The sequence below is a fragment of the Halorubrum californiense DSM 19288 genome (genome assembly GCF_000336875.1).
Lineage (GTDB): Archaea > Halobacteriota > Halobacteria > Halobacteriales > Haloferacaceae > Halorubrum > Halorubrum californiense.
The window spans coordinates 12,904-25,848 of sequence record NZ_AOJK01000040.1; the positions used below are offsets into that span (position 1 = coordinate 12,904).

Genomic DNA, 12,945 nt, shown 5'->3' on the forward strand with positions numbered 1-12,945 from the left:
TGCGAGGTTACGGGGCCGCCTGCTTCGTCGAGACCAGTTCGATCACGTCGCGGTGGGAGAGTTCTCTGTCGGTCCCGACCTGCCGGCCGCTCCGGCAGTCGGTGCCGTGGAGGAGCCCCTCGCCGATGTCCGAGTGGATGTGGTACGCGAAGTCCTCCGTGGTCGACCCCTCCGGGAGGATGAAGCAGTCGCGGAACACGCCCTTCTCGTCTTTGCTCCCGTTCGCGGAGCCGGGGAAGACGGCGATACAGCCCAACACGTCGAAGACTGCGGCTTCGAGCGCGCCCTGAACGCCGGTTCCCTCATACTCCTCGACGAACTCGCCGATCTGGTCGAGACCGGCCTTCTGCTCGCCGGAGACGTCGCCGACGACCTCGAAGTCGCTCTCGCCGGGCGTGTAGTCGACGACGCCCCCTTCGTCGGCGTTCTTCAGCGCCTTCTCCGCGTGAGCGCTCGCGGGCATGAACGAGAGGCGGTCGTAGTCGGGGTCGGTCGTGATCTCCTCCCAGTTGGCCTGCGCCTCGGGCGTGTCCATCTTGTTCGCGGCGATCACCATCGGCTTCGTCCGCTTCCGGATCTCGCGGGCTAACTCGATCCGGTCCGTCTCCTCCCACGTCTCCGGGTCGAGTTCGAGGTCCTGCGCGAGGATGGTCCGTTTCATCCGGTCCTTGTCGATGCCGAACGCCGACATCTGGTCGGCGAGCTCCTCCTCGATGGCCGCGTCGGCGCCGTGGTACCGCGTCTCGAACTTCTCCAGCCCCTTTTCCAGCACGTCGAGGTACCACGCGTCGAGCTCCTCCTCCAAGAAGTCGATGTCCTCGCGCGGGTCGTGGCCCTCGGTCGCCTCGCCCTCGATGTCCGTCTTCCCCGAGAAGTCGACGACGTGGATCAGCACGTCGGTCTCGTTGAGGTCGGTGAGGAACTGGTTGCCGAGCCCGCGCCCCTCGTGGGCGCCCGGGACGAGCCCGGCGACGTCGACCAGCTTCACGGGGACGAACCGCGTCCCCTCGCGGCAGACGCCGACGCTCGGCGTACACGTCTCGTCGAACTCGGGCGCGGCGCAGTCGACGCGGACGTACGCCTCGCCGACGGTCGGGTCGATGGTGGTGAACGGGTACGCGCCCTCCGGCACGTCGTTCATCGTCGCGGCGTTGAAGAACGTCGACTTCCCCACGGAGGGCTTGCCGACGAGACCGATCCGGTAGCTCATTACCAGTACTGCGCGATCCGCGGTGAAAAGCGATGCGAGACGCCGCGTGACGTGGGAAGCGGTGACGAGGGGCGAAAGCTCGGGGGCCGGTCAGGCGTCGCCCTCGGACTACCCGGAGGGCCAGTCAGGCGTCGCCGTCGGACTGCCCCGGCTCCCCGAGCGCCTCGATCGGGAGGACGTTCTGGAGCGCGGCGTGCGCGTCGGCGGCGCTCGCGAACGTCTCTTGGTCGACGTCGGCGAGGAGGTCGCCGAGGTCGGCGTCGCCGTCGGCGAACAGCACCGTCGTGCCCGCGAACGACTCGGCGAGCGCCTCGCGGTCGGCGGGGTACGCGTGGTCTTCGAGCGTCGGTTCGAGCCGTGAGAGGTTGATCTCTTCGGACATACCGTCCTACTGGCGGGACGAAGCATAAACGCGCGCTCGGCCCGGGCGCCGCCGGACGGCGGCGAGAAACCGGCAAGAACAAAGGGTTATCCGTCCCGAGAGTCATGATACACGTGAACATGCCCCTATACGACCGGATCCTGGTCCCGACCGACGGCTCCTCGGAGGGGGAGCTGGCGGTGTGTCACGCGCTCGACCTCGCCGCGGTCCACGGGGCCTCGGTCCGCGCGATCTACGTGGTCGACACCGCGCGGTACGCCGGGATGCCGATGGAGACGACGTGGGAGGGCGTCGGCGACCTGCTGTACGACGACGCGGAGACGGCGCTCGAAACGGTTGAGAAGCTGGCGGCGGACCGCGACGTCGACGTCGAGACCGCCGTCGTCGAGGGGTCGCCGAGCCGCGAGATCATCACCCACGCCGAGGAGGCGGACTGCGACCTCGCCGTGATGGGGACCCACGGGCGCGGCGGCATCGACCGACTGCTCCTCGGCAGCGTCGCCGAGAAGGTCGTCCGCGGCTCGTCGGTCCCGGTGTTGACGGTCCGGATCGGCGACGAGGAGGCCGCCGCGAGCGCGGCCGAGTCCGCGAGCGCGAGCGGCGCCGCGGGCGGCGAGGAGTCCGCGACGGCGGGCGGGACCGACGCCGACGGCCCGGTGTCCGACGCGACGGAGACCGGGTAGGCGGACGCTGCACTCCGGGCTCGACGGGCGGACTCACTCGGCCGGTCGGACTCACTCCGCGTCGCGGAGGTGTTCGCAGTCGCCCGCGTGGACGCGCCGCCGTCCCCCGTCGGTATCGATCAGGAGCGCGCCCGGATCCGCGACGTCGACCGCGGTCCCCTCCACCACGCCGTCTCCGGTATCGACGCGGACGCGTCGCCCGAGCGTGCTCGCCCGCTCGCGCCACGCCGAGAGGACTTCGTCGAGCGCCGCCGGCGACGCCGTCAGTTCCGCGTAGCGTTCGAGCAGCGTCGCGGCGAAGCGGCGCCGGTCGACCGGTGAGCCGCGCTCGGCCGACAGCGACGTCGCGCCCGCTGGCAGCGTCTCGGGGTCGAGGTTGGCGTTGACCCCGACGCCGACGACGAGCCAGCCGACGCGGTCGGCCTCGCCCTCCATCTCCGTGAGGATCCCCGCCAGCTTCCGGCCGCCGCGGCCGGTCGAGTCCGAGTCGTCCGCGCCCGCGGCGCTCTCCTCCGGCTCGACGAGCACGTCGTTCGGCCACTTGATCTTCGCGTCCACGCCCGCCTCGCGGGCGGCGTCGGTCGTCGCCACCGCGGCCGCGAGGGTGTACAGCGGCGCCCGCGCGGTCGGCACGTCGGGGCGGGTCAGCACCGACAGCCAGACGCCGCCGCTCGGCGCGACCCACTCGCGGTCGAGGCGACCTCGACTCCCGGTCTGCTCGTCGGCGACGACGGCGACATCGGTCTTCCCGTCCGCCGCGAGCTCGCGGGCCCGCTCGTTCGTCGAGGCGATCCGGTCGCGGTACTCCACCGAGTAGGGGGCGTCGAGCCCGAACGCGATCCCCGGTCCGGAGTAGCCCGGGTCGTCGGGGGCGACGTACCCCTCGGGCGTCGATTCGACGGCGAACCCCTCTTCGCGGAGCCCCTCGACGGCCTTCCAGACGGCCGCCCGCGAGACCCCGAGCGAGTCGGCGAGGGCGGGGCCGGAGACCGGGCCGTCGTCGGCAGCGAGGGCGTCCAGCAGCGCGCGCCGCGTGTCCATACCGTCCGTTCCGCCGTCCGGGCCGAAAGCCGTTCCGGGTCTCGATCCAGCCGTTCCCGGTCCCGGACGCTTTGTGTCCGGCGCGCGGAGAACCGCCGATGACAGACGACGGCGCGGGGGGCGGCGACGGCATGGGTGGCGGCGAGCGCGGGGACGACAGCGGCGAGCGTCCGAACGGCGACTCCGAGACGGTCCCGCTCGTCGTTATCGACGGCGACGAGCGCGTCGAACTCGACGTCGAACGCGGCCGCAACCTGCGTCGCGTCCTGCTCGACGCCGGGCTGTCGCCGTACGCGCCCGCGACCCGCCGACTGAACTGCGGCGGACGAGGGATCTGTGCCACCTGCGGCGTCCGCGTCCGCGAGGGACCGCCAGCGGAACACTGGCACGACCGCCTCGCCGACCGGTTCGGCTACCCGCGGCTCTCCTGTCAAATTCCGGTCGACCGCCCGATGACGGTCGGGCTCGTCGACAAGCGCGTGTGGGGCGGGCGTCGGTCCGACACGAGCGATAGCGGGAAGGACGGATGGCCAGATCGGAGTCGCTGAGCGCCGCGAACCGACTGCCCCCACACCTCGTTTCCGGTGAAACGACGAACGATACCGAGTCACACGAGACCGCGGGCCAACGAGCGATTCGGCGGCCGATCGCGGCACAAAAGCCAAGTCCGCGGGCCCGAACGGTCCGGTATGCAACCCTCCAAGGAGCGCGAGTCGTCCGACGACGACCCGATGGACGACCTCGACGACCTCCTCGACGACGACCTCGCGGGCGGCGAGGGGGCGTCAGACGCCGATTCCGGCGGCGCCGCGGCCGCGACGCCGAGCGCGGGGAGCGCCGAGAGCGCGGGCGGCTCCGGGCGGATCGGCGTCTCCGGTCGGTGGTTCTCCGGGAAGGCGTTCGCCCTCGCGCTCGTCACCGTCGCGGTCGGGGTGTTCGTCGGCGGCCTGATCCCGCTCATCGGCGGGACGGTCGGGACCGCGGGCGGCGTGTTCCTCGCCGCGTTCCTGCTCGGACTCGTCCTCTCGACGCGCCGGTACGTCGAGACGGGGATCGCCGGGGGCGCGGCGGGCGCGGTCATTATACTGACCAGTATTCCCGAAATAGCCTACCTTACGTCCGGGATCGACTACCTCCAACAGTGGGGTGGGCCGTTACTGGCCGTTGGCGGTGGGGCGGGGGTGGGGCTCGCGCTCGCGCTGCTCGGCCACTACTTCGGTCGTGACCTGCGCGCGGGGCTCAGTCAAGATATCGGCGAGTGAGGCGTCGCGGCCGACCGTATCGACCGCTTTAGTGCGCCCGGAGCGCGTCTTCGACGCCGACGTAGGCGGCGATCTCGTGGCGTTCGAGAACGAGGAAGCCGGCGAGGATCGCGACGAAGCCGAGGATCGCCTCCGCCTCGATCAGGCTACCGAGCAGGACCCAGCTCCCGACCGCGGCGACGACCGGCTCCGCGTAGCCGACGAGGTGGAGTTGGGTCGGTCCGACCTCGTCGAGCAGCGCGAAGTAGATCAGGAACGCGACGACGCCCGACAGCAGCGTGAGATACGACAGCGACGCGACCGACGTCGCGTTCCAGACGATCGCCGCGGGCGACTCGCCGAGCAGGGCGGCGCCCACGAACAGGAGCCCGGCGCCGGAGACCATCGCCCACCCCTGTAACGCGGCGATCGGGAGGTCGGTGCGGAGCGGGCGGAGCAGCACGGCGCCCAGCGAGAAGGCGACCGCGCCGGCGAACGCGAGCGCGACGCCGAAGAGCGCGGCGCTACCGAGCCCCGCCTCCATCGGGTCGGCGATCACGATCACGCCGAGAACGCCGAGGGCGAACCCGCCGATCTCGAGGGGACCGAGGCGCTCGTTCGGGAGGAGGACGGCGGCGAACGTCGCGGTCAACACCGGCGCGAGGCTCACGACCACAGCGGCGACCCCGCCCGAGATGCGGAGTTCCGCGACGTAGAGGAATCCGTGGTACGCGGCGATCACGAAGGCACCGGCGACGGCGACCCCGAGCCACTCGTCGCGGCCCCGGGGGACCGTCCTCCCGGAGGCGACCGCGGCGAAGCCTAACACGATGGCGCCGGCGACGACGTAGCGCACGCCGGCGAACAGCAGCGGCGGGAAGTAGTGTAACCCGGCCTCGATGGCGACGAAGGAGGTGCCCCACAGCGTCGCGAGGAGGACGAACGCCGCGAGGATCGATTCGGGAGTAGAGAGTAGGTTTCGCAGCTTCATTGGCTGTCTGTTCAAAATTATCTGAGATAGTTAAGCTCGTCTCTCGGATAGGCCGACATCGAAAACGAACAATCACACATACGAATTACGTGCGATACGGTCCCGAAACGAGCGCGAATCTTGAACTCGACTCCAACCGTATCGGTCGTAATATATAACAGACTATCACGGGAAGGGGGCGTATGGACGAGCGCGACGTGCGGCTGTTGAAGGCCATCTCCGATCTGGGCACCGGGAGTCCGGAGCGGCTCCACGAGGAGACGGGGATACCGGTGTCGACGATCCACTACCGACTGAACAACCTCCGCGAGGACGGCGTCATCGAGAACGACCTGTACGACCTCGACCACGAGGCGCTCGGGCTCGGCGTCACCGTCATCGTCGAGGTGCTCGCGAGCTACGAGGGCCCCTACGAGGAGTTCGCGGACGAGCTGTTGGCGGTGGAGGGCGTCACGGAGGCGTTCTTCACGATGGGGGAGACGGACTTCGTCGTCCTCGCGCGGCTCTCCTCGTCGGACACCGTCGAACGCCTCATCAGCGACTTCGAGGCGATCCCCGAGGTCGAGCGCACGAACTCGACGTTCACCATCGCGACGCTGCGCGACGAGCCGCGCGCGCCGGCGACGTACGACCTCGACACGCTGATCGAAGAACTGACCGACTGACCGGAGCTCACTCGGGCGTCAGCGAGGCGCCGACCGAGCGCTCGACGTACAACAGCAACACGAGCCCGAGTATCACGGTGCCGTAGGCGAGCGCGGCGAACAGCGCGTCCAGCGTCGACGAGTACTCGGTGGTGCGGAAGATGATCACCTTCCGGACCATCGCGATGACGCCGGTGTAGATCACCAGCCTGACGATCCGCCGGGTGTCGCTCTGCTCGATGTATGCGACGACCGTCTCGTACACCTCGACGATGATGAGAAGCAGGAGCCCCGTCTCGATGAACCCGATGACGACGTTCGGGTCCGTGATCTCTCCCGTCGGGACGGATTCCGCGATCTGGATCGCGAGGTCGACGACGCCGATGCCGAAGAGCAGGGCGAAAAGCGCGGCCGCGGCCAGTTCGACGCCGTGGATGAAGCGGTTCGTCACCTGAGAGACGCGGTCGCTACGCGTCTTCGCGACTGACGGGTTGGGCGTCCCGTCCGGCGAGGGCGGGTCGTCCGACGAGTCGGCCGGGGGCGAGTCTGCCATCTGGAGTCCCTCGTTGGGAGGGAGGGTCTCCCGACAGGTAAAAAGCGGGCCTAACCGACGCAGCGGTCGTTACGACCGCTTCCCGATCTCCTCGCGCAACACGTCTGAGACGACCTCGCCGTCGGCCTTCCCGCGGAGCGCGCCCATCGCCTCGCCCATCAGCCCGGAGAACGCGCCCATCCCCTCGGCCTCGATCTGATCGGCGTTGCGCTCGACGACCTCGACGACCGCCTCGCGCACTTCCGCCTCGCTCACACCCGAGAGCCCCGCCTCTTCGACGGCCTCGGCGGCGGACAGCGAGGGGTCCTCCGCGAGCGTCGTCAGCACCTCGGGGACGCCCTCCTTCGCGAGGTCGCCGTCCTCCACGAGGTCGAACAGGGCGAGGAAGTGGCCGTCCGTGAGGTTCTCGACGGGGGCGCCGTCGCGCCGGATCTCCGTCGTCGTCGACTCCAGCGTCGACGCCGCGAACGTGGGGTCGACGCCGCGCTCGACCGCCGCCTCGAACAGCGGGAACCGCTGGCCGAACGCGACTTGCTCGGCGAGGCCGGCGTCGAGCCCGAACTCGTCGGCGTACCGCGCCGCCTTCTCGTCGATCAGCTCGGGAGTGTCGACGTCGGAGGGGTCCGGTTCGACCGGCGGCACGTCCGTCTCTGGGTACATGCGCGCCGCGCCCGGGAGCGGCCGGAGGTAGCGCGTGGTCCCGTCGTCGTTCGCGCCGCGGGTCTCCTCGGGGACGCCCTCGATGGCGGTCTCGGCGCGCTCAGCGGCCGCCTCGATCGCGAGGTCGGCCGTCTCCGGGTCTGCCGCGACGATGGCGACCGCGTCGTCTTCGCCGACGCCGACCGCGTCGCGGAGGGCGTCGACCTCGGCCTCGGTCACACCGTACGCGGGCAGCTCGTCGGTGTGGAAGATGCCGCCCGCGCCGTGGCGCTTCGCGTGGTCGGAGAACTCTGTGCCGAGCCGGCGGTCCGCCTGAATTTCGCGGCCGACGAGGCCGTCGAAGCCGAACAGCGGGACCGCGGTCACCTTCCCGCCCGAGTCGAGCGCGCCGCGGATGACGCCCGACTCGGTGTCGGCGAAGGTGTCGGTCACGTCCGTCACGTCCCCGACGCTCGCGTCGCGCTCGCGGAGTTCGTCGCGAATCTTCAGGAGCTCGGCCTGTCGGCCGACCTCGCCGCGGACGATGTCCTCGATCCCCTGGAGGTCTTGGACGCCCTTCACCTCGACGCGCGCGCCGTCGGCGATGGAGACGTTCACGTCCTGCCGGATCGTGCCGAGCCCGCGCTTGACCGCGCCGGTCGAGCGGAGCAGCATCCCGATGCGCTCTGCGGCCTGCCGCGCGCCCTCGGGGCTGCGGATGTCCGGGCCCGTGCCGATCTCGACGAGGGGGACGCCGAGGCGGTCGAGCGAGTAGACGACGCCCTCGTCGGTCTCCTCGACGCGCTTCGCGGACTCCTCTTCGAGCATGAGGTCGACGACGGACACCGAGCCCGACTCGGTCTCGATCTCGCCGTCCTGTCCGAGCAGGATGGAGCGCTGGAAGCCGGAGGTGTTCGAGCCGTCGATCACGAGCTTCCGCATGACGTGGGCCTGATCGACGACGGAGAGGTCGAGCAGGTCGGCGATCTGGAGCGCCACCGAGAGCGCCTCGTCGTCGACCCGGCGCGGCGGCTCGTCGTCCTCCTCGACGAGGCAGGTCGTGTCGTACGCGAGGTAGGTGAACTCGCGGTCGACGCGGCTCTCCTCCATCGCGGCGTCGTCAAGCTCGCCCAACTCGCTCTTCGTCGGGTGGAGCTGCCGGGTGATCGACCGGTCGGACTCGTCCGGGTCGCGCTCGACGGTCGGGGAGTCGCAGAACAGCTTGGTCTCAGTGTCGAGCTGCTGGTGGATCTCCAGTCCGGCGACGAGCCCCAGCTCCTCGTAGTCGTACTCGGGGGTCGCGTCCGTACTCATTACGCCACACTCCGACGGCGCGCGACTAAAAGGGTGGCAGTTCGCGCGGGTGAGGGGAACGACAAGCACCAAACAGCCGATGCGGTGGCGCGTGCCTGCGAGCGGCCGCCCTCGGCGGCCGCGAGTCAGCACGCGCGAGGGAGTCGCGAGCGACCGAAGGAAGCGAGCGACGAGGCTGGGGAGGTGTGAGGCCGCGGTGCTGTTTGGGGTGGGACTCAAACGGGCAGTCGCGAGGCTGTCGCAGGCGACGCAAGCACCGCACGGAGCGAGTGAAACGAGCGACCGAGGAGCGCAGCGAGCGTGCGCCCGCCTCGCGACTGGGGCTTTGGAGACGTTTTCCATCGATCCGTGGTTCACGATTTACGAACGAGTAGCTGTGGCTCCGGAGGCAACCATCGCGCCACCAGGCAGATCTGAACAAAGTAAGTACTCGTCACGTAGTGGTCGAAAGGAATTGTGCGTGGGTGCTGTCGTGAACTGCCTCAGGGCTAACCCCAGAGGCTTCCCGTGGTTTAATTGGACACTCCCACGATACCATCGGTCTGATGACCTCGCATGGCGTCGTGGGTCACGGTTGGGGCGTCCACGGCCCCCGATGCCTGCCGTCGCACCTTCCTGACTTGGGGAAGGCTGTTGAGACCAGGCACATTCCAGTCTTGATGTTTCATAATGCCTTTCACGGCGATGTTGACGCTTGCACTTCGGTCGCTGTGGTCTTGATGTCCGCATGACCGACATTTGAACCGCTTCTTGTTGCGGTTCACTCGTTCGGCGTGACCACACATTGGGCACCGTTGACTCGTCTTGTACGGGTCAATCCATCCGGTTGGAATCCCCTCAAACGATGCCTTGTACGACGTGTAGTATTGGAGAGTGCGGAAGGGGAGATGGTGTAAGCGTCGGTTCATCCGCGTTCCGTAGTCGATACTGTCGCGCATCTCTTTGAGGTCTTCAAAGACGATACACGGCTTGTCGAACTGCCGGCTCCACTCCACAATATACCGAGACACCTTGTGGAGTCTGTCGCGGACGAACCGTTTCTCGCGTCCTTCCAGCGTGGCGTGAATGCTATCTTTTCCCGCGTTCTGGACACGCTTTCGCATCGTGAAGTAGCGGTGGCGCTCAAACTTGATCTCGGGAAAGTCAATAACCAACGTGTCTTCGACATCATCTTCGAAGAGCGCAGTGAGAGCCACGTTGTCTTCGTTCACGTCTACGCCAATAACCGTTCGTGAGTCCAGTTTGTCTCGAACGGTCTGCTCGGTGTTGGTGACGGTAACGTGTAATTCAGGGTTCTCGTTTTGAAACAGGACTTCCGCCGTCCCAATCTTCCAATCGTCGCTCGTGAGCGCGGTTTTAAGGATGTCGTAGTGAGCACTGTCACCACAGAGGACGCCTTTGACGTGCTTGTAGGGTTTTGCGCTAATGCGGAACGCTACGTCGCCATCCTCGGTGAGCGTCAGGTTGTACCCTTCCTCGTAGTTTGCTCGGAGCGGGTAGGTGCCATCTTTGGTGTGGCTTGGCCGACCGAAGTCGTCGTACTCGTAGTAGTTCTCCATCGCATCAAGTGCTTTGGCGACAACACGCTGTGTCGTGTTTCTGACAAGATCGACATCGGCCGCCACGCGGCCGGGAATCGTGTCCCAATCTACGCCTTCTTTGGCGAGTCGAATGGTTTCGTTGTACGCCGACCGTGCCCTACGGGTAGCGTCTTTGAGCAGACTCTCGTTGTTACTCTGGACATCGAGTTGGAAGTCCAGCGTTTTGACGAGAGCCTGTGTGTCGGTCATTCTTGATTATTGGGTTGGACATGACGGTAGTGAAGGAGGAGCGTACGGAGTACGCTGTCGAAACTCGTGTGCCCCTCCTCGTCCTTGAGTTCGTCAAGATCATCGTACACGGTGTTTGATACCTTAAGTTGCTTTGTCACGTCTGTTGATTGTTTTCCATACTCAAAAGTATACTGCTAGTAACTCACAAGTAACTTCAAAGAAGACATTTGAGTGGTAGCTACTCTGGTAGGTATGGGTGAGAAGCAGTCGAATCACTCGGAATACAGCCTCAAATACCACTTCGTGTAATGTCGTCAAGCGGAGATTGACTGCTTACAAATCACCGACCTGTAATATACGACGTGTCGTCATGCGACTTTTGCATGATTCGAGAAATTACTGGAAGCGAGTCTTCGTGGTGTGTATGACGGGTACGGCTATGAGAAGTGGTTCGGATATGCGTGGGACCGGATTTGAACCGGCGGACCTCTACAGGACAGCGCCCTCAACGCTGCGCCGTTGGCCTGGCTTGGCTACCCACGCTCGCGGTGTTCTGTCGCGTCTTCACGTACCCTTCCCCTAATTAAAAGCCCTTCCATTTGGCGGAACCGTGGCGAGGTTTCCCAGACCGGCGGGCAGGGGAGCGTCCCCGCGACTCGGCGACCGCGAGCGGCACGATTCGACCGCGTCCGGAATGCGTCGACCGCAACCGGCACGCGTTTGGGGGTCGCGTCCCATCCCACGGACATGTCCGACTGGGCCCGCGAGAACGTCTCCGTCCTGACCGCCGTCGCCTCCGGCGTCGCGCTCGCGCTCGTCTTCGCGGCGGTCGGCGGCGTCGTCCCGAGTTCGCTGCTGCCGCGCGCGAGCGACGCCGTCCTCGCCGCGATCCCGCACTTCAACGCCGCCGTCTCCGCGACGGCGATCGCCACGATCGTCCTCGGCTGGCGTGCGATCTCTCGGGGGAACGTCGAGCGCCACCGGAACTTCATGGTGACCTCGTTCGCGCTGTTCGCCGCGTTCCTCGGCGCGTACCTCTACCGACTGATCCACGTCGGCACCACCGAGTTCCCCGGCCCCGAGGTCGTCTACTCGTACGTCTATCTCCCGTTCCTCGCGATCCACATCCTGCTCGCGATCGTCTGCGTCCCCTTCGTCTTCCACGCGCTCTTCCTCGCGGCGACGCACCCGTACGCGGACCTCTATCAGACGCGGCACTCGCAGGTCGGGTTCGTCGGCGCAGTCCTCTGGCTCATCTCCTTCACGATGGGGATCGGCGTGTACCTCATGCTGTACCACGTGTACTGAGCGAAAAACGCCGACCGCAAAAAGGGGGCGTCGGCTACGCGTTCCGCCCCGCCTTCTGGTGGGCCGCGTAGAACAGCGGGACGAGCAGCGCGCCGGCGAACCCGAAGCCGAGCGCCAGCGTCCCGATGTCGCTCGCGGAGAGCCCGCTACCGCCGCCGGAGCCGCCAGACTCGCCGCCGATGAGGTCGTCGTCGACGGAGCCGACCGCGACCGCGCCCTTCATCCCGACGCTCTGGTGCGGCCCGCAGGCGTACCGGAACACGTCGCCGTCGGAGGCGTCCGCGAACGTGTACTCGAACGTCGTTCCCTCCTCGGCCACGGGCTCCCCGCTGGAGAAAACGTCGTTCTCCTCGACGACGTTGTGGCCGCCACCGGCGCCGGTCCACTCCCAGACCACTGTCGTCCCCGGGTCGACGAGGATCGCGGGCGGGTCAAAGAGGAGGCCGTTCTCGCCCGCCCCGACCGAGACGGTAACCTCGCTCTGTCCGCGGAGGTCGCGCGTCCCCTCGTAGTTGCCGACGTTCTCGAACCAGTCGCCGTAGCCGGCCGGGCCGCCGCTTCCCCCATCGCCGCCGTCGCCGCCCTCCGCCTGCGGGTCGACGAGGTCGTCGTCGACGGAGCCGACCGCGACGACCCCCTTCATGCCGACCGACTGATGCGGCCCGCAGTAGTAGTTGAACGAGTCGCCGTCGCCCGCGTCCTCGAAGGTGTGCTCGAAGGTGGTACCCTCCTCCGCGACCGCCGACCCGCTGTCGAAGGTGCCGTCGTCCGCGACGACGTTGTGACCGCCGCCGGCGCCGGTCCACTCCCAGACCACGGTCGCGCCGGGATCGATGAGGATCGCGGCCGGGCCGAACCGGAGGCCGTTCTCGCCCGCACCGACCTCGACGGTGACCTCGTCCTGTCCGCGGTAGTCGTGGGTACCGTCGTAGTTGCTGACGCCCTCCAGCCAGCCGTCGTACTGGGCGACGGCGGTCCCGCTTCCGGCCGCGACTCCCGCCGCGACCGCCGCTCCGGCGGCCCCGGCGCGGAAGAACCCGCGGCGGCTCATCGACGCGGCTCGGTCGCCGTCGGCTGAAACGTCGGCGTTCCGTGTCATGGCTCAACGTCTGACCGTGAGCATATTTAAGGCCCCGATACGTCCCGAGCGGTCGGACCGGGGTCGAA

Annotated in this window: 13 protein-coding genes and 1 tRNA gene; 5 read left to right on the top strand and 9 right to left on the bottom strand. The window is 67.6% G+C overall.

Annotated elements, in window-relative coordinates; all coding sequences use genetic code 11:
* Window positions 1-7: 7 nt before the first annotated feature.
* Window positions 8-1,210, bottom strand: coding sequence for a redox-regulated ATPase YchF (locus tag C463_RS08285; protein ID WP_008442713.1), 1,203 nt, complete (start codon window positions 1,208-1,210; stop codon window positions 8-10).
* A gap of 124 nt (window positions 1,211-1,334) precedes the next feature.
* On the bottom strand, window positions 1,335-1,592 hold the full coding sequence (locus tag C463_RS08290) for a DUF5789 family protein (protein ID WP_008442714.1): 258 nt from the start codon (window positions 1,590-1,592) through the stop codon (window positions 1,335-1,337).
* 119 nt (window positions 1,593-1,711) lie between these two features.
* Between C463_RS08290 and C463_RS08295 the strand changes: the two genes are divergently transcribed.
* Entirely contained in the window at window positions 1,712-2,275 is a 564-nt protein-coding gene (locus C463_RS08295) for a universal stress protein (RefSeq protein WP_049905718.1), read from the top strand.
* A 51-nt stretch (window positions 2,276-2,326) separates the two neighbouring features.
* Here the strand turns inward: C463_RS08295 and C463_RS08300 are convergent, their stop codons facing one another.
* Complete coding sequence (locus C463_RS08300) at window positions 2,327-3,316, bottom strand: biotin--[acetyl-CoA-carboxylase] ligase (RefSeq protein ID WP_008442719.1); 990 nt, start codon at window positions 3,314-3,316, stop codon at window positions 2,327-2,329.
* Between the two features lie 98 nt (window positions 3,317-3,414).
* Here C463_RS08300 and C463_RS08305 point away from each other — a divergent pair, with 98 nt between their 5' ends.
* Together C463_RS08305 and C463_RS08310 are read left to right on the top strand one after the other, a co-directional pair.
* Complete coding sequence (locus tag C463_RS08305) at window positions 3,415-3,864, top strand: 2Fe-2S iron-sulfur cluster-binding protein (protein ID WP_008442721.1); 450 nt, start codon at window positions 3,415-3,417, stop codon at window positions 3,862-3,864.
* A gap of 141 nt (window positions 3,865-4,005) precedes the next feature.
* Window positions 4,006-4,578: a hypothetical protein gene (locus C463_RS08310; RefSeq protein WP_008442723.1), complete on the top strand. Its 573-nt coding sequence runs from the start codon at window positions 4,006-4,008 to the stop codon at window positions 4,576-4,578.
* A gap of 28 nt (window positions 4,579-4,606) precedes the next feature.
* On the opposite strand, the gene C463_RS08315 is transcribed toward C463_RS08310, so the two are convergent.
* Window positions 4,607-5,548 carry a DMT family transporter gene (locus C463_RS08315; protein WP_008442725.1) on the bottom strand — a complete coding sequence of 314 codons (942 nt, stop codon included), beginning with the start codon at window positions 5,546-5,548 and terminating at the stop codon, window positions 4,607-4,609.
* A 182-nt stretch (window positions 5,549-5,730) separates the two neighbouring features.
* On the opposite strand from C463_RS08315, the gene C463_RS08320 reads away from it, so the two are divergent.
* Window positions 5,731-6,213 (top strand): Lrp/AsnC family transcriptional regulator, encoded by a 483-nt coding sequence (locus C463_RS08320; protein ID WP_008442727.1) that lies wholly within the window; start codon window positions 5,731-5,733, stop codon window positions 6,211-6,213.
* A 7-nt stretch (window positions 6,214-6,220) separates the two neighbouring features.
* Here the strand turns inward: C463_RS08320 and C463_RS08325 are convergent, their stop codons facing one another.
* The 4 genes from C463_RS08325 to C463_RS08340 form a co-directional block, all read right to left on the bottom strand.
* Window positions 6,221-6,745 carry a phosphate-starvation-inducible PsiE family protein gene (locus C463_RS08325; protein ID WP_008442728.1) on the bottom strand — a complete coding sequence of 175 codons (525 nt, stop codon included), beginning with the start codon at window positions 6,743-6,745 and terminating at the stop codon, window positions 6,221-6,223.
* A gap of 69 nt (window positions 6,746-6,814) precedes the next feature.
* Complete coding sequence (gene gatE / locus C463_RS08330) at window positions 6,815-8,698, bottom strand: Glu-tRNA(Gln) amidotransferase subunit GatE (RefSeq protein WP_008442729.1); 1,884 nt, start codon at window positions 8,696-8,698, stop codon at window positions 6,815-6,817.
* Between the two features lie 512 nt (window positions 8,699-9,210).
* On the bottom strand, window positions 9,211-10,488 hold the full coding sequence (locus C463_RS08335; RefSeq protein WP_008442730.1) for an RNA-guided endonuclease TnpB family protein: 1,278 nt from the start codon (window positions 10,486-10,488) through the stop codon (window positions 9,211-9,213).
* A 440-nt stretch (window positions 10,489-10,928) separates the two neighbouring features.
* Window positions 10,929-11,013: transfer RNA gene (locus C463_RS08340), tRNA-Leu, on the bottom strand.
* Window positions 11,014-11,217: 204 nt separating this feature from the next.
* On the opposite strand from C463_RS08340, the gene C463_RS08345 reads away from it, so the two are divergent.
* Window positions 11,218-11,778 carry a DUF420 domain-containing protein gene (locus tag C463_RS08345; protein ID WP_008442731.1) on the top strand — a complete coding sequence of 187 codons (561 nt, stop codon included), beginning with the start codon at window positions 11,218-11,220 and terminating at the stop codon, window positions 11,776-11,778.
* Window positions 11,779-11,812: 34 nt separating this feature from the next.
* Here the strand turns inward: C463_RS08345 and C463_RS08350 are convergent, their stop codons facing one another.
* Window positions 11,813-12,877, bottom strand: a complete 1,065-nt coding sequence (locus tag C463_RS08350; RefSeq protein ID WP_008442732.1) for a halocyanin domain-containing protein — start codon at window positions 12,875-12,877, stop codon at window positions 11,813-11,815.
* Window positions 12,878-12,945 lie beyond the last annotated feature (68 nt).

What these genes read in the sequence shown, in the direction of transcription:
- C463_RS08300 (WP_008442719.1), bottom strand. Translation starts at nt 3,316, where the DNA reads ATGGACACGCGGCGCGCGCTGCTGGACGCCCTCGCTGCCGACGACGGC.
- C463_RS08285 (WP_008442713.1), bottom strand. Translation starts at nt 1,210, where the DNA reads ATGAGCTACCGGATCGGTCTCGTCGGCAAGCCCTCCGTGGGGAAGTCG.
- gatE (WP_008442729.1), bottom strand. Translation starts at nt 8,698, where the DNA reads ATGAGTACGGACGCGACCCCCGAGTACGACTACGAGGAGCTGGGGCTC.
- C463_RS08350 (WP_008442732.1), bottom strand. Translation starts at nt 12,877, where the DNA reads ATGACACGGAACGCCGACGTTTCAGCCGACGGCGACCGAGCCGCGTCG.
- C463_RS08320 (WP_008442727.1), top strand. Translation starts at nt 5,731, where the DNA reads ATGGACGAGCGCGACGTGCGGCTGTTGAAGGCCATCTCCGATCTGGGC.
- C463_RS08305 (WP_008442721.1), top strand. Translation starts at nt 3,415, where the DNA reads ATGACAGACGACGGCGCGGGGGGCGGCGACGGCATGGGTGGCGGCGAG.
- C463_RS08295 (WP_049905718.1), top strand. Translation starts at nt 1,712, where the DNA reads ATGCCCCTATACGACCGGATCCTGGTCCCGACCGACGGCTCCTCGGAG.
- C463_RS08315 (WP_008442725.1), bottom strand. Translation starts at nt 5,548, where the DNA reads ATGAAGCTGCGAAACCTACTCTCTACTCCCGAATCGATCCTCGCGGCG.
- C463_RS08290 (WP_008442714.1), bottom strand. Translation starts at nt 1,592, where the DNA reads ATGTCCGAAGAGATCAACCTCTCACGGCTCGAACCGACGCTCGAAGAC.
- C463_RS08310 (WP_008442723.1), top strand. Translation starts at nt 4,006, where the DNA reads ATGCAACCCTCCAAGGAGCGCGAGTCGTCCGACGACGACCCGATGGAC.
- C463_RS08325 (WP_008442728.1), bottom strand. Translation starts at nt 6,745, where the DNA reads ATGGCAGACTCGCCCCCGGCCGACTCGTCGGACGACCCGCCCTCGCCG.
- C463_RS08345 (WP_008442731.1), top strand. Translation starts at nt 11,218, where the DNA reads ATGTCCGACTGGGCCCGCGAGAACGTCTCCGTCCTGACCGCCGTCGCC.
- C463_RS08335 (WP_008442730.1), bottom strand. Translation starts at nt 10,488, where the DNA reads ATGACCGACACACAGGCTCTCGTCAAAACGCTGGACTTCCAACTCGAT.